The sequence below is a fragment of the Pseudomonas folii genome, from assembly GCF_014357575.1.
GTDB lineage: Bacteria > Pseudomonadota > Gammaproteobacteria > Pseudomonadales > Pseudomonadaceae > Aquipseudomonas > Aquipseudomonas folii.
Map to the genome: position 1 here is coordinate 20,197 of NZ_JACONW010000039.1, position 22,674 is coordinate 42,870.

Annotated in this window: 20 protein-coding genes and 2 tRNA genes; 8 read left to right on the forward strand and 14 right to left on the reverse strand. The window is 55.9% G+C overall.

Going from position 1 to position 22,674, the window contains the following annotated elements:
• Positions 1-38: 38 nt before the first annotated feature.
• The 11 genes from tolA to H8S59_RS10730 form a co-directional block, all read right to left on the reverse strand.
• Positions 39-1,118 (reverse strand): cell envelope integrity protein TolA, encoded by a 1,080-nt coding sequence (gene tolA / locus H8S59_RS10680; RefSeq protein WP_087274352.1) that lies wholly within the window; start codon positions 1,116-1,118, stop codon positions 39-41.
• The gene (gene tolR / locus H8S59_RS10685; RefSeq protein ID WP_027898230.1) at positions 1,118-1,582 is read right to left on the reverse strand and encodes a protein TolR; all 465 of its coding nucleotides are present in this window, start codon (positions 1,580-1,582) and stop codon (positions 1,118-1,120) included. Before tolR ends, tolA begins: the two co-directional genes overlap by 1 nt.
• 14 nt (positions 1,583-1,596) lie before the next feature.
• The gene (gene tolQ, locus H8S59_RS10690) at positions 1,597-2,292 is read right to left on the reverse strand and encodes a protein TolQ (protein ID WP_095093546.1); all 696 of its coding nucleotides are present in this window, start codon (positions 2,290-2,292) and stop codon (positions 1,597-1,599) included.
• Entirely contained in the window at positions 2,282-2,749 is a 468-nt protein-coding gene (ybgC, locus tag H8S59_RS10695) for a tol-pal system-associated acyl-CoA thioesterase (RefSeq protein WP_027898228.1), read from the reverse strand. The genes tolQ and ybgC overlap by 11 nt, the downstream gene beginning before the upstream one ends.
• A gap of 138 nt (positions 2,750-2,887) precedes the next feature.
• A complete protein-coding gene (ruvB, locus tag H8S59_RS10700) occupies positions 2,888-3,946 on the reverse strand; it encodes a Holliday junction branch migration DNA helicase RuvB (RefSeq protein WP_095093547.1) in 1,059 nt (352 codons plus the stop codon).
• Complete coding sequence (ruvA, locus tag H8S59_RS10705; protein ID WP_095093548.1) at positions 3,947-4,555, reverse strand: Holliday junction branch migration protein RuvA; 609 nt, start codon at positions 4,553-4,555, stop codon at positions 3,947-3,949.
• A 144-nt stretch (positions 4,556-4,699) separates the two neighbouring features.
• Positions 4,700-5,224, reverse strand: a complete 525-nt coding sequence (ruvC, locus tag H8S59_RS10710; protein WP_027898225.1) for a crossover junction endodeoxyribonuclease RuvC — start codon at positions 5,222-5,224, stop codon at positions 4,700-4,702.
• Positions 5,225-5,352: 128 nt separating this feature from the next.
• Positions 5,353-6,099 carry a YebC/PmpR family DNA-binding transcriptional regulator gene (locus H8S59_RS10715; RefSeq protein WP_095093549.1) on the reverse strand — a complete coding sequence of 249 codons (747 nt, stop codon included), beginning with the start codon at positions 6,097-6,099 and terminating at the stop codon, positions 5,353-5,355.
• A 136-nt stretch (positions 6,100-6,235) separates the two neighbouring features.
• Positions 6,236-8,011 (reverse strand): aspartate--tRNA ligase, encoded by a 1,776-nt coding sequence (aspS, locus tag H8S59_RS10720; RefSeq protein WP_095093550.1) that lies wholly within the window; start codon positions 8,009-8,011, stop codon positions 6,236-6,238.
• 317 nt (positions 8,012-8,328) lie between these two features.
• Positions 8,329-8,670, reverse strand: coding sequence for a ribbon-helix-helix domain-containing protein (locus H8S59_RS10725; RefSeq protein WP_176469798.1), 342 nt, complete (start codon positions 8,668-8,670; stop codon positions 8,329-8,331).
• 340 nt (positions 8,671-9,010) lie between these two features.
• A complete protein-coding gene (locus tag H8S59_RS10730) occupies positions 9,011-9,484 on the reverse strand; it encodes a Dps family protein (RefSeq protein ID WP_027898221.1) in 474 nt (157 codons plus the stop codon).
• A 379-nt stretch (positions 9,485-9,863) separates the two neighbouring features.
• On the opposite strand from H8S59_RS10730, the gene H8S59_RS27065 reads away from it, so the two are divergent.
• Positions 9,864-10,466, forward strand: a complete 603-nt coding sequence (locus H8S59_RS27065; RefSeq protein WP_162874446.1) for a cold-shock protein — start codon at positions 9,864-9,866, stop codon at positions 10,464-10,466.
• Positions 10,467-10,535: 69 nt separating this feature from the next.
• Here the strand turns inward: H8S59_RS27065 and H8S59_RS10740 are convergent, their stop codons facing one another.
• Positions 10,536-10,742: a SlyX family protein gene (locus H8S59_RS10740; protein WP_095093551.1), complete on the reverse strand. Its 207-nt coding sequence runs from the start codon at positions 10,740-10,742 to the stop codon at positions 10,536-10,538.
• Positions 10,739-11,170, reverse strand: coding sequence for an HIT domain-containing protein (locus H8S59_RS10745; protein WP_187521394.1), 432 nt, complete (start codon positions 11,168-11,170; stop codon positions 10,739-10,741). The genes H8S59_RS10740 and H8S59_RS10745 overlap by 4 nt, the downstream gene beginning before the upstream one ends.
• Before the next feature lie 999 nt (positions 11,171-12,169).
• Here H8S59_RS10745 and H8S59_RS10750 point away from each other — a divergent pair.
• The 3 genes from H8S59_RS10750 to H8S59_RS10760 all read left to right on the forward strand — a co-directional run bounded on the left by H8S59_RS10750 (position 12,170) and on the right by H8S59_RS10760 (position 16,421).
• The gene (locus tag H8S59_RS10750; RefSeq protein ID WP_187521395.1) at positions 12,170-13,507 is read left to right on the forward strand and encodes an OprD family porin; all 1,338 of its coding nucleotides are present in this window, start codon (positions 12,170-12,172) and stop codon (positions 13,505-13,507) included.
• Between the two features lie 171 nt (positions 13,508-13,678).
• A complete protein-coding gene (locus H8S59_RS10755) occupies positions 13,679-15,394 on the forward strand; it encodes a proline--tRNA ligase (protein ID WP_095093554.1) in 1,716 nt (571 codons plus the stop codon).
• A 73-nt stretch (positions 15,395-15,467) separates the two neighbouring features.
• On the forward strand, positions 15,468-16,421 hold the full coding sequence (locus tag H8S59_RS10760; RefSeq protein WP_187521396.1) for a hypothetical protein: 954 nt from the start codon (positions 15,468-15,470) through the stop codon (positions 16,419-16,421).
• Positions 16,422-16,549: 128 nt separating this feature from the next.
• On the opposite strand, the gene dinB is transcribed toward H8S59_RS10760, so the two are convergent.
• Positions 16,550-17,617, reverse strand: a complete 1,068-nt coding sequence (gene dinB, locus H8S59_RS10765; RefSeq protein ID WP_187521397.1) for a DNA polymerase IV — start codon at positions 17,615-17,617, stop codon at positions 16,550-16,552.
• 261 nt (positions 17,618-17,878) lie between these two features.
• On the opposite strand from dinB, the gene H8S59_RS10770 reads away from it, so the two are divergent.
• The 4 genes from H8S59_RS10770 (at position 17,879) to H8S59_RS10785 (ending at position 22,576) form a co-directional block, all read left to right on the forward strand.
• Positions 17,879-17,955, forward strand: a tRNA-Met gene (locus tag H8S59_RS10770).
• Positions 17,956-18,195: 240 nt separating this feature from the next.
• Positions 18,196-18,272 (forward strand) — tRNA-Met (locus tag H8S59_RS10775).
• Positions 18,273-18,599: 327 nt separating this feature from the next.
• Entirely contained in the window at positions 18,600-21,242 is a 2,643-nt protein-coding gene (mprF, locus tag H8S59_RS10780; protein WP_187521398.1) for a bifunctional lysylphosphatidylglycerol flippase/synthetase MprF, read from the forward strand.
• Complete coding sequence (locus H8S59_RS10785) at positions 21,242-22,576, forward strand: virulence factor family protein (protein ID WP_187521399.1); 1,335 nt, start codon at positions 21,242-21,244, stop codon at positions 22,574-22,576. Before mprF ends, H8S59_RS10785 begins: the two co-directional genes overlap by 1 nt.
• Positions 22,577-22,674: the final 98 nt, after the last annotated feature.

Here is a 22,674-nt window from a genome sequence, read left to right on the forward strand (position 1 = left end):
ACAGAGAACGACTACTAGCAGTCCTCGAAAAAGCTTGATCACAAGGCTAGATCTCCAGGTGTAAATGTCATCTTGAATGAACGATAGGGAGCGAAGTCCGCGGCCTTCATACCCTGCATTTCTGTCAAACGGCCAATATTCTTGACTGCTGCGACTGCTGAACTGTCAAACGGCCCGTCTCCACTGGACTTGGCAACCGATACCGAGGCAATGGTGCCATCCGGCAACATACCAATCTGCAGTGTTACGGACATGTTGTTACGTGCTGACGGTGGTCGACTCCAGCCCTCGGACGCTCGAACACGAATCAGATCGTCGAAACTACCCGCGACCTCATCACCTTGCTCATCCGCCAATGCCTGTTGCCGTTCCGGTTTATCGGACAGCAAGTCAGCCAAGGCCTGAGCCTTTTTGTCTTCAGCAGATTTACGGGCTGCTTCCTGCGCCTTTTTGGCAGCATCGGCAGTGGCTTTTTTCTTAGCGTCGTCAGCTGCTTTCTTTTTAGCGTCTTCGGCAGCCTTTTTCTTGGCATCCTCAGCCGCTTTTTTCTTCGCATCGTCGGCGGCCTGTTTTTTGGCTTCCTCGGCTGCAGCTTTCTTGGCGTCTTCCTCGGCCTTTTTCTTGGCGTCGTCTTCAGCTTTTTTCTTGGCGATGTCGGCCAGCTGCTTTTCTTCAGCTTTTTTGGCATCAGCCTTCTTGGCTTCATCAGCTTTCTTCGCTTCGTCGGCTTTTTTCGCTTCCGCCGCTTTCTGCGCTGCTTCTTCAGCCTTCTGTTCTTCCGCTTTTTGAGCAGCCTCTTCTTTCTTTTGTTCCGCAGCTTTTACAGCTTCCTGCTTTTCCTGCTCGACTTTCTTCTGTTCCAGTTGCTCGACTTCAGTCTGTCGTGCAGCGGTCTTTTTCGCCTCGCCGGCAATTTTCTGGTTGGTCTGGGTCGTCGCCTGACTCTTGGACTTGAGCTGGTACAGGGTCGCCTGCACGATAGGCTTGGCTTCCGGCAATTCCGGAGTCATGGCAAAGCTGACAAACAGCAAGCCAAAAATCAGGACGTGCAACGCCACGGCCCAGACACTAGGCCAGAAATAATTCTCCGAGGCGGACGGCTCTCGAATTGGCTGCATCAGGGGGCCTCAGTAATCAAGCCGACATTCCCGACCCCTGCCTTCTGCAGCCCACCCATGGTGCCCATGACCGAACCGTAATCCACGGTTTTGTCGCCACGAATGAAAACCTGCGTCTGCTTGCCGGCATCACGCCCGGCGGCAACGATTTTGGTAACGGCCGACGTCAGCTGCGGCAAGGTCATCGCCTTGTCCATCTGCTTATCGGTGTCGACTTCGCTGCCAAGGTTCCAGTAATAGGTCTTGTCAGCCTTGATCGAAATGGTCAGGACCTGATTGTTGTTGTCTTGCGGCAAAGCCTCACTGGAGACTTTGGGCAAATCGACTTTCACGCCCTGATTGATCATGGGAGCGGTGACCATGAAGATGACCAGCAGCACTAACATCACGTCGATGTATGGCACTACGTTCATTTCGGCGACCGGCTTGCGTTTTCTGCGGCGATCTCGAGCGATTAAAGCCATTGGGAATTACCTGCTCACTCTTCGCTGGTGTGCACTTTACGGTGCAGGATGGCCTGGAATTCATCGGCGAAGGTGTAGTAACGACTAATCAAGGTTTCGCTGCGAGCGGCAAAACGGTTGTAGGCGATTACTGCAGGGATCGCCGCGAACAGGCCAATGGCTGTTGCGATCAGTGCTTCGGCAATGCCGGGTGCAACGGTGGCGAGTGTCGCCTGTTGCGCCGTGGCCAGACCGCGGAAGGAGTTCATGATCCCCCAGACGGTACCGAACAAGCCGATGTAAGGGCTGACGGAGCCAACGGTGGCCAGATAAGGCAGACCCGCTTCGAGTTTCTCTTCCTCACGCGAGATGGCAACACGCATGGCACGAGCCACGCCTTCCATCACGGCCTCTGGATCGACACCTGCCTGCTGACGCAGACGCGAGAACTCTTTGAAGCCGGCACGGAAGATCTGCTCCACACCCGAATCCGGGTCTGGATTGCTGCCCGCCTGACGGTACAGTTTGGACAGATCGATACCGGACCAGAAACGCTCCTCGAAGCTGTCCAATGCCCGACGCCCAGCACGCAGCATGTTGCTGCGCTGAAAAATCATGATCCATGAAGTGACTGAAGCAGCCACCAGGATCAGCATAACTAACTGAACGACAATGCTGGCATTACTGACCAAACTCCACATGGAGGAATGGTCGACGACGTTAGCTTCCACGCTTGCTCTCCTGCTCTGTATGTGTGCCCGCGCCGCCCTGGCCGGCAAAGGCCGTACGCAGAGCTTCGGGAATGGCCCGGGGTTTCAAACTATCGGCGTTTACACACGCCACCAAAAACTGCCCCTCACAGAGCAGCGTTGCATCCGCAGCCCGCCTGACTTCCTGTTTGAAGCGCAGACTGACACGGTTCAATTCGATTACTTCAGCGCTGACCAGCAATTCGTCATCCAATCGCGCCGGCTTGTGATACCGAGCCTCGCTGGAATGCACAACGAACAACAAGCCTTCCTTCGCCATTGAGGATTGGGCAAAACCCAACTCCCGCAGCCGTTCGGTACGAGCCCGTTCCATGAATTTCAGATAATTGACGTAATAGACAATGCCGCCAGCATCGGTGTCCTCGTAATAAACGCGACAGCGATGTGCGAACGACTGAACCCCGTTTTGCGCGCGCATACTCTAGTGCTTACTCCTCAGGTTGCCAATCCGCCACGGCAACTGTTTTTCAACGTTTCACCGGTTATTTCCTGTCAGCCTGACGCAGTTGCCAGTCTGACCGCGCAAACCCTGAATAAATCAGTGTTTTACGCTTTTTTAAATGTCTTCATCTGCAACAAATTGTTCAGCCCCCGGCATCTCCCCCATTCGGGACGGAATATTCAACCCGAAGTGCAGATACGCATGCCGGGTCACGACCCGCCCACGCGGTGTGCGCATGATATAGCCTTGCTGGATCAAATAGGGTTCCAACACATCTTCAATGGTATGGCGCTCTTCGCTGATGGCCGCAGCGAGGCTGTCGACACCCACCGGGCCGCCATCAAATTTTTCGATCATGGTCAGCAGCAAACGCCGGTCCTGATGATCGAAACCGCGTTCGTCGACGTCCAGCAGATTGAGAGCAAGGTCGGCGATAGGCTTGGTTATCTCGCCCTTGCCGCGCACTTCGGCGAAATCCCGCACCCGACGCAGTAGACGGTTGGCAATCCGCGGCGTGCCACGAGCCCGACGAGCGATCTCGAATGCGCCCTCCGGCTCAATCGGCAAACCGAGAATCCCCGCAGAACGCGAGACGATGGTTGCCAGATCCGCGATGCTGTAAAACTCCAGACGCTGCACGATACCAAAACGGTCACGCAACGGATTGGTCAGCATGCCCGCCCGGGTGGTAGCCCCTACCAACGTGAACGGTGGCAAGTCGAGCTTGATCGAGCGAGCCGCGGGCCCTTCACCGATCATGATGTCGAGCTGAAAGTCTTCCATCGCGGGGTACAGCACTTCCTCGACGATAGGCGAAAGCCGGTGAATCTCGTCGATAAACAGCACATCGTTGGGCTCAAGATTGGTCAGGATCGCGGCAAGGTCGCCCGGACGCTCCAGCACGGGACCGGACGTACTTTTGATCGACACCGACATTTCCTGGGCAATGATATTGGCCAGTGTGGTCTTGCCCAGACCGGGCGGACCGAAGATCAGGGTGTGATCCAGCGCTTCGTTACGTCCGCGAGCGGCCTGGATGAAAAGCTCCATCTGCTCGCGCACCGTTGGCTGACCAATATAGTCGGCAAGGCTCAGCGGCCGAATGGCGCGATCAATCTGTTCATCACGATCACGCCCGCCAGTGGCGGTTATCAGGCGGTCAGCATCAATCACTTAAGCCATTCCCTTCAAGGCACGTCGAATCAAATCAGCACTGCTCAAATCTTTTTCCTTGATTGCGGAAACAGCTTTGCTGGCTTCCTGAGGCTTGTAGCCCAGAGAAATAAGCGCACTGACCGCATCGTTTTCGGCGGTCGCCACCGGCTCCGGCGCATTCGGACCACTGGATACCAGCGTAAAGGTCCCAGGCAGGGTTTCCCATGCCTTGAAACGATCCTTGAGTTCAACCAGCAAACGTTCGGCGGTCTTTTTCCCAACGCCTGGAATGCGAGTCAGCGCTGAGGTGTCCTGAGCCTGAACGCAACGCACCAGTTCATCAACCTCCAGACCCGACATCAAGGCCAGCGCCAGTTTCGGGCCAACGCCATTAAGGCGTATCAATTCACGAAACAGCTCACGCTCGCGCTTTTCATAAAAGCCGTACAGCAGGTGCGCATCTTCACGGACGACCAGATGCGTATGCAGCGTCACCGGCTCGCCGACGTGCGGCAAGCGATAAAGCGTGGTCATCGGGACCTCGATCTCATAGCCAACGCCATTTACATCAAGCACCAGGTGCGGCGGCTGTTTCTCAGCCAAAAAGCCGCGTAAGCGTCCAATCACGTATCAGATCCTTTCGTATTGCCGGTCAGACCGCGTGACCGGCGCGAAATAATGGTCGCAATCATTGCAGGCGTGACAAGATCCGCCAGCAGAAATGTTCAAGCAGATGATGCTACCAGAGACACAGCACCACTATTGCACGCATTAGAGGCGCAGCCGACCGCCGCGGCTGCGCGCCGTATTCAAGCCATGAGGAATCAGGCTTGAACGCGTATGCGCGTGACACAGGGCGATGGCCAGCGCATCAGAGGCATCGATTTGCGGCTTTTGGGTCAACTTGAGCAAATGCATGACCATCATCATGACCTGCTCTTTATTTGCGCCCCCGGTTCCTGCAACCGCCTGCTTGACCTGAGTCGCCGAATATTCGGCAATCTCCAGCCCCTCCTCTGCCCCCGCAACAATCGCGGCACCCCGTGCCTGGCCCAACTTGAGAGCCGAGTCGGCATTGCGCGCCATAAAGACCTTTTCAATGCCCATGGTCACAGGGCCATAGGTTTGGATGACTTCCCGCACCCCACGAAACACGATCTGCAAACGTTCATGCAGCTCGCCACTGCCTGTTCGAATACAGCCTGACGCCACATAAACACAGCCACGCCCGGTATCTCGTACCACGCCGTAACCAGTGATTCGTGAACCGGGGTCAATACCAAGAATAAGAGTCATAACGCCTGCAGCTTGAGAAGTGTTGCCAGCAAAGGTCGCAGCATAAAGGCAGAAGCCGGGGGCTGATAGCAATGTTGGCAACATTGCTATCGGCCCCCGGCTTCGCGTTCAGGACCGGAAGCGCCCTGTCAGCCCAGCTGTTCCATGACCTCGTCCGGAATTTCCGCATTGGAATAAACGTTCTGCACGTCATCCAGGTCTTCGAGCATGTCGATCAGCTTGAGCACCTTTTCTGCTGTTTCCAGATCAAGTACCGCGCTGGTCGTCGGCAACATGACGATTTCAGCGTCCGTAGCGGTGAAACCTGCAGCCTCAAGGGCGTTGCGCACCGCGTAAAAACCCGCGAATGAAGTAAATACGTCAATGCTGCCGTCTTCATTGGTAACGACATCATCGGCGTCCGCCTCCATGGCAGCCTCGATCAAGGCATCTTCATCAACACCTGCAGCAAAGGATATCTGGCCTTTGCGATCAAACAGATAAGCGACGGAACCATCAGTGCCAAGGTTGCCCCCACACTTGGTGAAGGCATGGCGTACAGCCGCTGCCGTGCGATTACGGTTGTCAGTCATGGTTTCAACCATGATCGCCACGCCGCCCGGGCCGTAGCCTTCGTAGCCCAGCTCTTCAACGTCATCACCATCTGCTGCACCGGTGCCACGGGCCACTGCGCGATCGATGGTGTCACGGGTCATGTTCGCACCAAGCGCCTTGTCCAGCGCCAGGCGCAGACGAGGGTTGGAGCCGGGATCACCACCACCCTGACGGGCAGCGACGGTCAGCTCACGGATCCACTTGGTGAAAATCTTGCCTTTCTTGGCATCCTGACGCTCTTTGCGGTGCTTGATGTTCGCCCACTTAGAATGACCTGCCATATCTCGCTCCAGATTCTTTTTTCAAACACCTTCGCCTTTCGCCCAACGATAAACAGGCAAAAGGGTTTACTTGACCGGGGGTGTAACCATGCAAGGGCGCGCTCACGTCAAACGACGGAACGCGCCTCAGCGGGCGTTACTCAGCCTTTGGCTGTTCACGCAAACGGATGTGCAGCTCACGCAGTGCCTTGGCATCTACAACACCTGGAGCCTGGGTCATGACGTCAGCAGCGCTCTGGGTTTTCGGGAACGCGATCACTTCACGGATCGACTGCGCGCCGGTCATGAGCATGACCAGACGATCCAGACCGAATGCCAGACCACCGTGTGGTGGTGCGCCGTACTTCAGGGCGTCGAGCAGGAAGCCGAACTTCTCCTGCTGCTCGTCTTCGGCGATGCCCAGCAAGCGGAAGACCGCCTGTTGCATTTCCTTGCGATGGATACGGATCGAACCGCCACCCAGCTCGGTGCCGTTGAGTACCATGTCGTAGGCACGGGACAGAGCGGTTGCCGGGTTGGCTTCCAGTTCTTCCGGGGTGCACTTGGGCGCGGTGAACGGGTGGTGCAATGCAGTGAAGCTACCGTCTTCGTTCTCTTCGAACATCGGGAAGTCCACGACCCACATAGGAGCCCACTCACAGGTGTGCAGCTTGAAGTCGTTACCCACCTTGATCCGCAACGCGCCAAGGGCTTCGCTGACGATCTTGGCCTTGTCAGCGCCGAAGAACACGATATCGCCATCGACCGCGCCCACACGATCAAGGATCACGTTGAGGTTGGCTTCCGGGATGTTCTTGACGATTGGCGACTGCAGACCTTCAACACCGGCAGCACGCTCATTGACCTTGATGTACGCCAGGCCCTTGGCACCGTAGATGCTGACGAACTTGGTGTAGTCGTCGATCTGCTTGCGCGGAATGCTCGCCCCGCCTGGAACGCGCAGCGCGGCAATACGGCATTTCGGATCATTGGCCGGGCCGCTGAACACCTTGAAATCAACGTCCTTGAGCTGATCGGCAACGTCGACCAGTTCCAGCGGGTTACGCAGGTCCGGTTTGTCGGAGCCATAACGGCGCATGGCTTCTTCGAAAGTCATGTGCGGGAAATCACCGAACTCCAGGTCCAGTACTTCCTTGAACAGCTGACGAATCATCTTCTCGGTCAAACCGATGATGTCTTCTTCATTGAGGAAACTGGTCTCGATGTCGATCTGGGTGAATTCCGGCTGGCGGTCAGCACGCAGGTCTTCATCGCGGAAGCACTTGGCGATCTGGTAGTAGCGGTCAAAGCCGGCAACCATCAGCAACTGTTTGAACAGCTGAGGGGATTGCGGCAAGGCAAAGAAGCTGCCCGGATGTGTGCGGCTAGGCACCAGATAGTCACGAGCCCCTTCCGGAGTAGCGCGAGTCAGGATCGGCGTTTCGACATCCAGGAAGCCGTTGTCATCCAGATAGCGACGGATGCTGGTAGTAATGCGCGAACGCAGACGCAGCTTCTCGGCCATTTCCGGGCGACGCAGGTCGATAAAGCGATAGCGCAGACGGGTCTCTTCGCCGACATCGGAGTATTCGTTGAGCGGGAACGGCGGGGTTTCCGACTCGTTCAGCACTTCCAGCTCATAACCGAGCACCTCGATGGCGCCAGACGCCATGTTGGCATTGACGGCACCGGCCGGGCGAGCACGCACCTTGCCGGTAAGCTTGACGACATACTCGCTGCGAACACGGTCGGCGGCGGCAAAGGTGTCTGCACGGTCAGGGTCAAACACCACCTGAGCCATACCTTCACGATCGCGGATGTCGAGGAAAATCACACCCCCGTGGTCACGACGGCGGTGGACCCATCCGCAAAGGGTAATTTCCTGACCTTCCAGGCTCTCGTTCAATTGGCCGCAATAATGGCTGCGCATCATGATGGTCTGTTCACTTCTCGTAATTCGAAATTCGGTGGAGCTTTCGCTCTTGGCTTGCGCTCAATAGTGCAAGAGCCCAGGCACGCGTTCAAGCAATCAGCCCGTCGCTGCGCACTACAGGCGCAGACGTGCCCGTTTTTGGCAAGGCCGGGGATTATATAGCGTTAATCAAGAGCGTGCAGCCGCGCGAAGCGAACCGATCAAGATAACTTGCTGCGGATTGCCGCTCAGGTCAGCGCAGCCGCCACAGGCAAGCACTACAAACGCAGGCCCGCCAGGAAAGCGAGCCCGCAAAAATAGGGGGTACGTCAACTGCGTTACGCTTGTGTCAGATCCAGGCTGTCACCCTTCAAAAGATGAGCGACACATACGACTCTGATAAGGCCGCTGAAATTCTTTACGCCGCCATAGCGCAGATGTACTTCTCTGTCGATATAAGAAAGTACCGCATTGACAGAGCAATTATTTGATCTCGCAATCGTGGAGAGAATATTCCAGTACACATTCTCCAGACGCAGACAGGTTGCCAGACCATTCAGCCGCACCGACTTCGAATGCGGTTGAGCCAGCGCCATATTGAAATCTTCGACAAACGGATCATTGCAAATCTTCGCGTGACGTTTCAGGTCTTTTACGTCGCTTTCGACCTCTTGAACCATAGCGGCTTCCTCTAAACAATAAAATCGGGTCCCATGAGAAACATTTAAATATAAATAAATGCCCGTCTATCAGGCCCGATTTACGTTTTGATAACCAGCCGCATTAAGACTTAGAGTGTGTAGGACATGACCACAAAGTACTGAGGAATAAAGACTAAGTAGCGATCACTAAACACTGATCACACCTAGAGGTAATGAATAGTTATGGAGTTACAAGAAAAGTGTCTCAGTTGAGCCGCAATGACACATGAGCCCTGAGCCAAGGGCGAAAGGATTAGCAGCCCGCGGGATTCAAGCAGGCGAGTGCCAGGCACCACTCGCCTGACACTCGCCTGAATGGTTACTTGGTTTCCAGCATCGAGCGAAGCATCCACGCGGTTTTTTCGTGGACCTGCATTCTCTGCGTCAGCAAATCTGCAGTCGGCTCGTCGCTAACCTTATCCAGAAGAGGAAAGAGACTACGCGCAGTGCGCACTACAGCCTCTTGTCCCTGAACCAGACTTCTGATCATATCTTCGGCACCCGGCACACCCTCTTCTTCTTTGATAGAAGAAAGACGCGCGTACGTTGTATAAGTGCCCGGAGCCGGGAAGCCCAGTGCACGAATACGTTCAGCAATGGAATCAACCGCCAGAGCCAGTTCGTTGTACTGCTCTTCAAACATCAGATGCAGGGTACGAAACATCGGGCCACTGACGTTCCAGTGGAAGTTATGAGTCTTCAAGTAAAGCACGTAGGTATCTGCGAGCAAATGAGAAAGACCATCGACGATTGACTTGCGATTCTCTTCGCTGATACCGATATCGATTGCCATGTATTTCCCCTTTCAATTGATGGTTTTAATCCAGCAGGTACAGGGGTCACTGTATCAAGACGCAGAGCAGGACGCAGCCCTGCATTGCAAATACCTGCCCCTTGCGACAGCCAGAACGCAGAATCCCTGATCGTGGACAGCGGACACCGCCCGTCGCTTTGTCACGTCCGGGGCTGCAACTGTGCGATGTAACGCAAGCTGTTGATTTGAGTAGCTCTGAGCTTTGCTGTTAAATACACCGCGTGTCGCGACAGCTGATTGATCAGGCTACCGCGCATAGGCTGAAAGATCACGCGTGCCTCACGCCTCAACTTTTCAAGAAGCGTACCGGGTGCCTTCAGCTATTTCCTTGCGATCCATCTTAATGTGAGTCATCAACATGTTGAAAATAGTCCACCTGCTAACGGGAGCCGCAGCCCTGCTGCTTTCCTTTATCCCCAGCCTGCGCAGTGAAGCCTTGTCTTCGTTGCTGCAACCCGATGCGCTTTATCTGGCATTCTTCGGTCTGCTCAATCTTGTATTGGCACCCGTGATCCCCTACTGGAACAGAGGCCCACGTCACCATCTGCAAAATCTGGTCAGTGCATTACTCGTTCTCGCTGTTGTTCTTCAAATCCTGACCTTGCTTGTCCCCCTCGAAACCATCGCTGGTCAACCGGCAATCATCGCAGCGCTGACCGCAGCACTGATCGCAGTCGCCTTGCATCTGGCCGTCAGCTTTTATCGGTCATCTCCTTCACCTGTTGCACAAAGCCACGACATGACCAACCGCGATACGGGCACCGTGAAGTGGTTCAACACGTCCAAGGGCTTCGGCTTCATTTCCCGCGACTCCGGCGACGATATTTTCGTGCACTTCCGGGCCATTCGCGGTGAAGGTCACCGGGTACTGGTTGAAGGTCAACGCGTAGAGTTTTCGGTGATGAATCGCGACAAGGGCTTGCAGGCAGAGGATGTGATTGCCGCTTTGCCACGCCGCTGATTATTTCTGCAGCAATACAAAAACGGCCCTCTATATATAGAAGGCCGTTTTTTTGTGTTGAGCAAAAGCTCAATAATGAGGCGGCGGCTCATCCTCGCCGAAAATCTCGAACTGACTTCCCATTTCCTCCTGGCGCTTGAGCATTGCCGCGAATTGCTGCTGCAGGCGATCCAGGGCTCGCTGCTGAGCAACCAGTACGTCGTTCAACGCCTGAATCGTATCGTCCTGAAAAGCCAGTCGGCTCTCCAGATCGGTCACGCGCGCTTCAAGACTCATACCGACTCCTGCACAAAGATGAAGTCCTTGACCAGAATCGTTCGTAGCTGATCCTTGATCAGCGAGAACTCCTGCGCCGTGTAAGGCTTGGCCGGATGCTTGCCCCAGACAGGCGCTGGCCAGGCGATGTCGCTTCTCCGCCGCACGATCACATGCATGTGCAACTGACTGACGACGTTACCCAAAGCTGCCACATTAAGTTTGTCAGCGTTGAACAAGCCCTTCAGTTGCTCTGAAAGCACAGTCGTTTCCTGCCACAACTGCAATTGATCGCGCGCATCCAGCTGGAACACTTCGGAGATATCCGGACGCCGAGGCACCAGAATGAACCAGGGATAATTCGAATCATTGGACAGCAGCAGTCGGCACAGAGGGAAATCGCCGATCAGTAAAGTATCTTCTTGCAAACGTGAATCCAGAGCGAACACGAGTAACTCCTGATTTACAGGTTAGATTTGCGCCGATCTGTAGTTTAGATATCGCCGCACAGTAACCGGGAGGATACGCGGGAAAAACCTCAACTTCACCGCTTACCTGATTCCCGGCCAGCTTTTGCCCCATGCCTGGATTCCGGGTCTGGCCCGATCTGCTCGACAGCCCGTGGCTATACGCACCAGCAAACGCCCTGCCACGCAACAAATGCCCCTTTTTGGCACACGCGTGTGAACGCGCTCGTTACAACAGCTGTTACGTATCGCTACAGCTCTAGTGGTCGAAACCGTGGCGACCGAAGCTGAAAAACGGATTGCGTCAGGAAAATGAAACGCGTTGGGCCAATTCAGGAATGACGCGCGAGAGCAGGGACCCACATTAATGCATCAAACGCAGTCACCGCACCAAAACAACCCACCTTCTATCCACGGATTGCCTGATCATGAGGAATCCCCCCGTTCCAGGAGCATCAAGGTAACGCTGCCGACGGCCAGACCTGCTATTCCAGCGATGAAACTCAATACCCCATCAAAAAAAATGAGATATTTTTTCTTTTTATTTCATAGCCTTAACGAGAAAAACGAAAGTAAATACTAGTTTTTTCACGTTTTTTTCTCATTCTGCTTAGCTTTGTGCACGGTTGTTGCTATGTTACTGGACAAGGTTGAACGATCCTCTGGCGGAAAACAGAGAGCGATCAATCACGAAAGGTGGAGAAAATCATCCACCATTGGATACGCAGGCAGGGCGCAGGCTCGATGTTTCGATAGCCAGATCATTGAAGTCAGGCACCATCGAAGGCTTTGTGTTTGCGACATGGACCGTAATTATTTGCGACAGCGCTGTAAAGATTCTGCAAGGTTAGGTCTGTAACTATAGCCACCATTGTCAGCGAGATATAAGTTTCGCCGACACAAAAAAAGAAAGAGCCGTCCAGATAAAAAAACAGGTGGGCGGCAGTACTCTTCTCTTAAAAACCAAAGGAGCAAGTCACAATGAGAGTGATGAAGTGGAGCGCAATCGCACTGGCCGTTACTGCTGCCAGCACCCAATTGGCAACGGCTGCACCGTTTGTCAGCGACCAGGCTGATGCCAAGGGTTTCATTGACGGCAGCACACTGGACGTCAAGGCTCGCAACTACTATTTCAACCGTGATGGCAAAAATGGTGGCGGTGATCAGCGTGACTGGACTCAAGGTTTCTGGGGCAACTTCAGCACTGGCTACACTCAGGGCACTGTCGGCGTCGGCCTTGAAGCATTCGGCTACTGGGGTCTGAAGCTGGATGGTCAGAACCAATATGCCGGCTCGGGCAACCTGAGCCTCGATGGCAATGGCGATAACCGCGATGAACAGGGCAAGGCCGGCGGCGCTGTTAAATTCCGCGTTTCGAAGACTGAACTGAAAATCGGCGACATGCAGCCTACCAGCCCTGTATTCGCAGTGGGCGGCTCCCGCCTCTTGCCTCAGACCGCCAGCGGTCTCAGCCTGCAAAGCAGCGAGATCGCAGGTCTGGATGTTGAAGCAGGTCACTTCTACTCCGGCACCAGCCAGAACGACAACAGCCACGATGGCAATATCTTCGCCACCTACGCGTCAGTGGGCACGCCCATTACAGCAAGTAGCGCAGACTTCGCAGGCGGCAAATACGCCATCACCGACGGCCTTGGCGTTGCTTTCTACGCCGCGAAACTGGAAGACATCTGGAACCAGTACTACGCCAACGTGAACTACGCGCTGCCATTGACTGACGATCAGTCCCTTGCTTTCGATGCCAACATCTATCGCACCACCGATACTGGCAGCTCGAAAGCAGGTGACATCAGCAACACCGCCTTCTCCGGCTCGGTTGCTTACTCGTTCGCCGCAGCACACACCGTGACTCTGGCCTTCCAGAAAATCAACGGTGACACCCCATTCGACTACATCGGTATCGGTGACAACAACAAGGGTGGCGACTCGATTTTCCTGAATAACTCCATTCAGTACTCTGACTTCAACGGCCCTGGCGAAAAATCCTGGCAGGCTCGCTACGACCTGAACATGACACCGTATGGCGTGCCCGGTCTGAGCTTCATGACCCGTTACGTGACCGGTGATGACATCGACGGCACTAAAATGGCAGCCGATAGCCCCTACAGAGCTTATGGCTACCTCGCTGACGGCAAGCACCACGAAACCAACCTTGAAGCCAAGTATGTGGTTCAGAATGGCCCCGTCAAAGACATGTCGTTCCGCATCCGTCAGGCATGGCACCGTGGCAACACTGACCAGGCTGAAGGCGACGTTAACGAGTTCCGTCTGATCGTCGACTACCCGATCTCGATCCTGTAATCGCAACTCAGCTTCTCGTTTAAAGAAAAGCCCGGCTCATGCCGGGCTTTTTCATACATGGGCGAATCTGATTTCACTGCAATCCTGAAGCGGTCGCGGCCTGTACGAGACTAGACACTGCCCGTACAATGCCCAGTCATTTCCAGTCTCAGCAACCGACAACGGCCAACCATGCGCACCAGTCAATTTTTGCTCGCCACACAGAAAGAAACCCCTTCCGATGCGGTCGTGATCAGCCACCAGCTCATGCTGCGTGCGGGCATGATTCGCAAACTTGCTTCCGGCCTGTACACCTGGCTGCCCATGGGCTTGCGTGTGTTGCGCAAGGTCGAAGCCATCGTTCGTGAAGAAATGGACGCTGCTGGCGCACTGGAAGTACTGATGCCTGGTATTCAGCCCGCCGAGCTGTGGCAAGAGTCCGGCCGCTGGGAACAGTACGGCCCTGAACTGATGCGCCTTACTGACCGGCACAACCGTGAATTCTGCCTGGGTCCGACCCACGAAGAAGTCATCACCGATCTGGCCCGCAACGAGCTTAATAGCTATAAGCAGCTGCCAATCAATCTGTACCAGATCCAGACTAAATTCCGTGACGAGATCCGCCCACGCTTCGGTTTGATGCGTGGCCGCGAGTTCGTCATGAAAGACGCCTACTCGTTCCATGCTGATCATGCTTCCCTGCAGGTCACCTACGATCGCATGCACCTGGCGTACTGCAACGTGTTCTCGCGTCTGGGCCTGAAATTCCGCCCGGTTGAAGCCGATAACGGCTCGATCGGTGGCGCAGGCTCGCACGAGTTCCACGTACTGGCCGAATCTGGCGAAGACGATATCGTGTTCAGCGATGCTTCCGATTACGCGGCGAACATTGAAAAAGCCGAAGCCGTACCTCGGGAAACCAGCCGTGGCGCTGCAACTGAAGAACTGCGCCTGATCGACACCCCTGATGCCAAGACCATTGCGCAACTGGTGGAAGGCTTCAATCTGCCGATCGAAAAGACCATCAAGACTCTGGTGGTGCACGCTGCAGAAGAAGGCAAGCTGATTGCCCTGATCATTCGTGGCGACCACGAGCTCAACGAAATCAAAGCCGCCAAACTTGAGCAGGTTGCCAGCCCGCTGGTCATGGCATCCGAAGCCGAACTGCGCGCTGCAATCGGTGCCGGTGCAGGCTCGCTGGGCCCACTCAATCTGCCACTGCCTTGCATTATTGACCGATCGGTTGAGCTGATGAGCGACTTCGCTATTGGTGCGAACATCGATGACAAGCACTATTTCGGCGTCAACTGGGAACGTGATCTGCCTGTACCGGCCGTTGCCGATCTGCGCAACGTAGTCGCAGGTGATCCGAGCCCGGACGGCAAAGGCACACTCGAGATCAAACGCGGTATCGAAGTTGGCCACATCTTCCAGCTCGGGACCAAATACAGCGAAGCCATGAAGTGCCAGGTGCTTGGCGAGAACGGCAAACCGGTCAACCTGTCCATGGGCTGCTACGGCATCGGCGTTTCCCGCGTAGTTGCTGCTGCAATCGAGCAGAACAGCGACGACAATGGCATCATCTGGAATGACACCCTGGCGCCCTTCCAGATCGCCCTGGTGCCACTGCGTTACGAAACGGATGCAGTCCGCGAGGCGACCGACAAGCTGTACGCCGAACTGACCGCCGCAGGTTTCGAAGTACTGCTTGATGATCGCGACAAGAAAACCAGCCCTGGCAACAAGTTTGCCGACATGGAGCTGATTGGCATTCCGCATCGTATCGTCGTCAGTGATCGCGGTCTTGCCGAAGGGAACCTGGAATACAAGAGTCGGACCGAGTCCGAAGCCCAGGCCCTTCCGGTTGCCGAGGTACTGTCCTTCATCCAGGGCCGCGTCAGCCGCTGAGTCCCGAAAGCGCCCATCGAAAGGTGGGCGCTTTCGTTTCAGCAATGACGCGCCTTAATCCGCAAGAGATCTCATGTTCAAGCGATCCCCCTTTAGCCTGGGTTGCGTGCTGGTTTGCGCCACCCTGGTCAGCGGCTGCGCCAATCAACTGTCGCAACGTAGCGAGCACGAAGAACGCATCGAACGCAAATTGCTCTCGCATAGCGTTCAGATCGACCTCGGTGAACCCAAAACACTTGAGCTCCCGCAACGACGTGTGCGTATTCACGAACAACGGACCTTCGAGGTCACTGAATTTGAAGTAACGCGTCATTACGACCGATACACGCCCTACCAGCCCTGGCGAGAAATCTACGAGATTCCCCTCGGCGCAGTGGCGGTTGTCGCGGGCGTCGGTGCCAACGTCGCGAACGTCTTTGCGCTGGGCCGCCTGCCGGACAGCATGACCAAGGACTGGATCAACTACGGTGTCGCCGGGCTCAACCCGTTCATGAATGCGCCCTCCCACGGTCGCGCTCAGCAAAACCTGGCGGGTGTCAACGAGGTACAGCAGGACAAAAGAATCGAGAACACCACCCTGCCGTGGAGTGAGCGCCCGGTCATGGTCAAGGCCGGACCCCAGACGCACGAATTGATGACCGACCGAAATGGCGTCTTGCGCCTGAGCCTGCTGGACAGCCCGTTTGCTGAGCAGGATTTGAGTCATGTCACTCGCCTGTATCTGAGCGTCGAGGACGACCAGGACAACACCCATGCCAATGCAGATCTGGTGGTCAGCCGTGACTTGCGCGGAAAATTGATCGAAGCCCACGGCCTGATTTATGACGACCTGGAAGATGACGAGGTCAGCCAGTGGGTTTACCGGGTCAAGCGCCTTTCTGATCTGGGCCTTGAAGAAGAAGCCAGCGACCTTGAACAAAGCCTGATCGAACTGACCCGGGACGATCCGCAGTTGCAGCGCGAATTTCTGAAATCCCTGGCCAAGGATGCGGGCCGACTGGTGGCCGATCCCGGCGCGGAAAAGTGACCTGAAACGCCCTGTTTTCCGTAGGACTGGCTTTAGCCGGGAGAGGGCCAGTGCAGTCGCAGCATATTTGTCGTCAGCACCGATGCCCTCCCGGCTAAAGCCGGTCCTACGGTAGACACGAAACAGCGTCAATTCGAACGCGCAAACAGTTCCAACTGCTCATGTGCTTTTCGCAAATCATGCAAACGCACACCAATCCCCAGCAAACGGACTGGCTTGCCGCCCCGGGCAAATGCCTGGGTGAGCAAATGCTCGAAACTGCCCAGATCCCGTCCTATCCCTGCTTGCTCAAGTGTCGTCTGAGTGAAATCGTGAAACTTTACTTTCACGAACGGCTTGCCGGGCCGGTATTGCCCCTCCATCCGCTCTACCCGCCCGTTGAGGGTTTCCAGCAATTCTGGAAGCTTTTTCAGGCAACTGGCCAGATCAGGAAGATCGGTGTCGTAAGTATTTTCCACGCTTACAGACTGACGCCTGCTGTCATTTTGTACCGGTCGCTCATCAATACCACGAGCCAGTCCCCACAGACGCTCGCCGAACGAACCAAACTCTCGCACCAGCGCCAGCTTTTTCCAGTCCCGCAGATCAGTACAACTGACAATGCCCAGCTTTCCCAACTTGTCGGCAGTGACCTTACCAACACCGTGAAGCTTGTTGACGGGTAATTGCGCAACGAAATCTTCGACTTGATCGGGGGTTATCACAAACAGGCCATTGGGCTTCTTCCAGTCGCTGGCAATTTTGGCAAGAAACTTGTTAGGCGCAACGCCAGCCGACACCGTGATATGGAGCTGTCTGGACACCCGGCGTCTAATGTCCTGGGCAATACGCGTCGCGCTGCCTGAAAAATGGCTGGCGTCAGACACATCAAGGTACGCCTCATCCAGCGACAACGGCTCAATGAGGTCGGTGTAGTCACGGAAGATGGCCTGGATTTCTTTGGACGCCTCTTTATAGGCATCCATTCTCGGCTTGACGATGGTGAGGTCAGGACAAAGCTTCAATGCGTGCCGCGATGACATGGCCGAGCGCACACCGTAAGCGCGTGCCTCGTAATTGCAGGTCGCAATGACACCTCGCCTATCCGCAGAGCCACCCACCGCCAGCGGTTTGTCCGCCAGTCGAGGGTCATCGCGCATTTCGATGGCTGCATAAAAGCAATCACAGTCAACATGGATGATTTTTCGCTGCGTCATGTAGGCATTATGCGGGAGACGTGGCTGGTCAGTATCTCACTCGTATCGACATGTGACATCTCATGATGCGCACACCCGAGAAAAATTGATGCGTTTGAATCGCTATTCAATTCCCTGAACATTGCATGACAGGCCCACACAGCGGGGCTTACAGCCTGTCCAGGCGGTCAATAAACAGCGCTAACCGATTGAAGGAAAAGCAATTTCCGAAAATTAGCCATTGACAGCCCGGCGTTCCTCTGTAGAATGCCGCCACACAGACGCGGGATGGAGCAGTCTGGTAGCTCGTCGGGCTCATAACCCGAAGGTCGTCGGTTCAAATCCGGCTCCCGCAACCAAACATCAAAAAAGGCTACTCGAAAGAGTGGCCTTTTTTGTGCCTGTCGTTTGAGGAGGATGCGTGAGCTCCTGCAGAAAAGGGTCAACCCGAAAGGCAGTGACCTCCCGTGACCTGATGAGCAAAAATCTTTACCCGACCGGGACTTAAATCTCCAACCACCTGAATCAGACTAATTTGCCGACTTCCCTCATTAAAGGTTGACACTTCGTCGTTCGGCTGTAGAATGCCGCCACACAGACGCGGGATGGAGCAGTCTGGTAGCTCGTCGGGCTCATAACCCGAAGGTCGTCGGTTCAAATCCGGCTCCCGCAACCAAACATCAAAGAAGGCTACTCGAAAGAGTGGCCTTTTTTGTGCGTGTCTGAAAAGCGACGCAAGGTCTTGTCTGGACAGACCTTTTCCCTTCCTCTCTGCGCAGCACCTCCCCGCCTTGTAACGTAACATTACAAAACCCGACAGTTTTGCAGCACTCTGCCGATAGCTGTTTAGCAGCTGAACTGTTGCTGAACAGCTCCATGAACGAACAGGCTCCATTCGCTCGTTAGACGATGACGCGCTAACATCTCGAAATATTTTTTGCGTAGGGATTGGTAAGTTGGCTGTATACCTCCATTCTGTCGCGCACGATCCAAGGAGTGATTGATGCGCGCCAACCCGTCAGAACCGAACGAAGCAGTTACGGCGAATCAACCCATCCAACCTGCCCGCCTCCAGTGGCTGGAGTTGTTGAGTAAATATCGCCAGCCCATAGGGCTGGGCGTTACGTTGCTGCTATTTGCCGTGGCCTTGATTGCTTGCCGACACATGTTGAGCGAGCTTGACCTCTATGCGCTGCAGGATTCATTACTGAGCGTACCGACTCCGTCTCTGGCAGGTGCTTTGCTGGCCACGGTGATCGGCTTCATTATTCTGCTGGGCTATGAATGGTCTGCCAGTCGTTACGCCGGGGTTGATCTGCCCAACAAAACCCTCGCCATGGGCGGTTTCACAGCCTTCGCCATTGGTAACGCCGTGGGCTTGTCGATGCTGTCAGGCGGCTCGGTGCGCTATCGCCTGTATTCACGAAAAGGCATTGGCGCAGTCGAAGTAGCCCGCATGACGCTGTTCGCCAGCCTGTCGCTGGGCTGCGCCCTGCCACCGCTGGCAGCACTGGCAACGCTTAGCAATCTGTCCGGGGCATCGCTGGCTCTACATACTCCGGTAGACGTGCTGGCGGGCATCGCTATTGGCGTACTCGTGCTGACAGCCGTGCTGGCCGTTGCGGTCTATCGCCGCAGACTGCCTGAGCAGACCATCCCGCATACCCTGCTGGTGCGTGCAGGACGCCGGACTCTGCGCCTGCCCGGCGTTCGCCTGACGCTAATGCAACTGGTGATTACAGCACTGGACGTTGCAGCAGCTGCGACTGTTCTCTATCTCCTGCTGCCACAATCACCACCCTTTGGCGCATTTGTGTTGGTGTATCTGCTGGCCCTCGCCGCAGGCGTGCTAAGCCATGTGCCCGGTGGCGTGGGGGTTTTCGAGGCCATCCTGCTTGCCGCGTTCGCCAACGAGCTGGGCGCAGCGCCGCTCGCCGCAGCGTTGCTGCTGTATCGGATGATCTACGTCGTCCTGCCACTGTTACTGGCCTGTCTGGTGCTGCTGTTCACTGAAGGTCAGCGCCTGCTGCCAACCAAACAGGCGATGCGCGTCGCGTCGGGCCTGGCGGCACCGATTCTGGCGTTGCTGGTGTTCCTTTCCGGTGTCGTGCTGCTGTTCTCTGGGGCGACTCCTGAAATCGATACCCGCCTGGAAGACCTGGGATTTCTCATCCCTCATCGTCTGATCAACCTTTCGCACTTTGGCGCCAGCCTGATTGGCGTCCTGTGTCTGCTGTTAGCCCAAGGGCTGCGCCGTCGCCTGTCGGCCGCATGGATGCTGACGGTCATTCTGCTACTGGCAGGTGCCGCGCTGTCGATGCTCAAAGGCTTCGACTATGAAGAAGCCACGTTGCTGATCCTGACCGCAGCGCTGCTGGCTATCTTCCGCCGCTCTTTCTACCGCCCCAGCCGTCTGCTGGAACTGCCCTTCTCGCCGCTGTATCTGGTAGCGACCTTGTGCGTATTGGGCGCATCGTTCTGGCTGCTGCTGTTCGCCTATCAGGACGTGCCTTACAGCCACCAGCTGTGGTGGCAGTTCACGCTGGACGCGGATGCTCCTCGTGGCTTGCGTTCCGCATTGGGCAGCGCCGTATTGCTGATCATTATTTCCCTCACCTGGTTACTGCGCACCGCACGCCCGGTTATCAAGTTGCCGGATGCTTCGGAGCTCGCCAAAGCCGCCGAGATCGTCAACGCGTCGTCACAGCCTGACGGCGGACTGGTGCTGACCGGTGACAAAGCTGTTCTGTTGCACCCGCAAGGCAATGCTTTTCTGATGTACGCCCATCGGGGCCGCAGCCTGGTTGCCCTCTACGACCCAATAGGCCCAACGCAACAACGCGCCGAGCTGATCTGGCAATTCCGTGATCTGTGTGACGTGCACCACGCCCGGCCAGTGTTCTATCAGGTGCGCGCAGAAAATCTGCCGTTCTATATGGACATCGGCCTGACTGCGATCAAGCTGGGTGAGGAAGCACGTGTCAACTTGCTGCGCTTTGATATCGAAGCCAAGGGCAAGGAAATGAAAGACCTGCGCTACACCTGGAATCGCGGTGGGCGTGATGGCTTGTCGCTGGAAATCTATGAAGCAGGTCAGGCACCGCTGGACGAGCTGAAAATTATCTCGGACGCATGGCTCACCGGCAAGAACGTCCGTGAAAAAGGCTTCTCACTGGGTCGTTTCAGCCCTGAGTACCTCAAGCATTTCCGTATCGCAATCATCCACTTCGAAGGTAAGCCGGTGGCGTTTGCCAACCTGCTGGAGACTTCACGTCGCGACCTCGCCAGCCTGGATCTGATGCGCGCTCACCCTGATGCACCGAAGCTGACCATGGAGTTCATGATGGTCGGGCTGATTCTGTATTACAAAGAGCACGGCTACGAACGCTTCAGCCTCGGTATGGTGCCCCTGTCGGGCCTGCAGCCACGGCGTGGCGCGCCCTTGACTCAGCGCCTGGGCTCGATGGTGTTCCGTCGTGGCGAGCAGCTCTACAACTTCCAGGGCCTGCGTCGCTTCAAAGACAAATTCCAGCCTGACTGGGAACCCCGCTATATGGCCGTGCCCGCCGGACTCGATCCGCTGGTGGCACTGGCTGACACCGCTGCCCTGATTGCGGGCGGCCTGACTGGATTGGTGAAACGCTGATGATTCAACGCTACCGGCGCATTTTGCTCGCAGCACTGCTGATTGTTTTGGTTCTGATTCTCGGGGTGTGGCTGTGGAGCCGCCCTGCCCCACCGGCAACACTGGACCGTTCGACATTGACCGACGGTTCAGCCCTGACCAGCGTTACGCCGGGCACCCGGGCCAAGGTTCGTGTCGCACTGGCAGTCACCGCAGACGACTTGCTGTCAGACAAGCAATTACAGGCGCTGAGCCAGGATGCTTCTGCCCGAATTATCCAGGTTGTACTGCCCAAGGACGACTGCACCCTGCAGCAGAAGACCTTTAATGAAGCGCTTGGCAAACTCGATGAAGCACCGACCGTGGTTGCCGGTATTGGCCCAGGGGCAACGCTGGCGTGGCGCTGGCTCGCTGGGCAGAACAACGACAAGGCTGAAGCGATTTCAGTAGGCTTTTATCTGGAACAACCTTCTCAACCGGTCAAGCCGCTCGAGCCAGACGAAACGCCACCCGTGATCTGTGACGTGCCGCTGCCCAAAACCGCGCCACACGGTCACTGGATGGTGGCGTGGAACGATGCACCGGACGATGAACCTGCCGCGTTCGTGCGCGATCAGGCTAACGCCGATACCAGCATCAGCGATTACGACATCAAGCTGCCGCAAGTCCTCAACAGCGAGCTGCGCCGCAAGCTGGTCGGCGAAGACGACAAAGGTGGCGGTCTTGGTATCCCTGTCGTAGAAGTGCCTGCTGCGCAACCATCGGATACCGTGACGCTGTTCCTGTCCGGTGACGGTGGCTGGCGTGATCTGGACAAAGTTGTTGCTGGAGATATGGCCGGGATGGGCTATCCAGTCGTAGGCATCGACGTGCTGCGCTACTACTGGGAGCACAAATCCCCTGAACAGACCGCAGCCGACCTGACCGAGCTGATGCAGCACTACCGGCAAAAATGGGGTGCCAAGCGCTTCATTCTGGCGGGTTACTCATTTGGTGCCGATGTCCTGCCCGCCGTTTACAACCGATTGGCGCAAGAGGATCAGGACCGCGTCGACGGCATGATCCTGCTGGCCTTCGCACGCACTGGCAGTTTCGAGATTCGCGTCGATGGCTGGCTGGGTGCAGCGGGCAAGGATCTGCAGACAGGTCCGGAAATGGCGAAACTACCGGGTGACAAAGTGCTCTGCGTCTATGGCGTGGAAGAGACCAAGGAAAGTGGCTGCACCGACACCACCGCTGTCGGCGAGAAGTTGCAATTGCCTGGGGGTCACCACTTCGATGAAAACTACCCGGCGCTGGCCAAGCGTTTGATTGCGTTCATCAACAAGCGTCAGGGTAAGACTCAGGCCCAGTAATACAGGTTCTGGCAGCACAAAAAATCCCCGTCAGCTGTGAGGCTGCGGGGATTTTTTTTGTTGTGGAGTTTGTCCGTGTAGACCCGCATCCCTGTTGG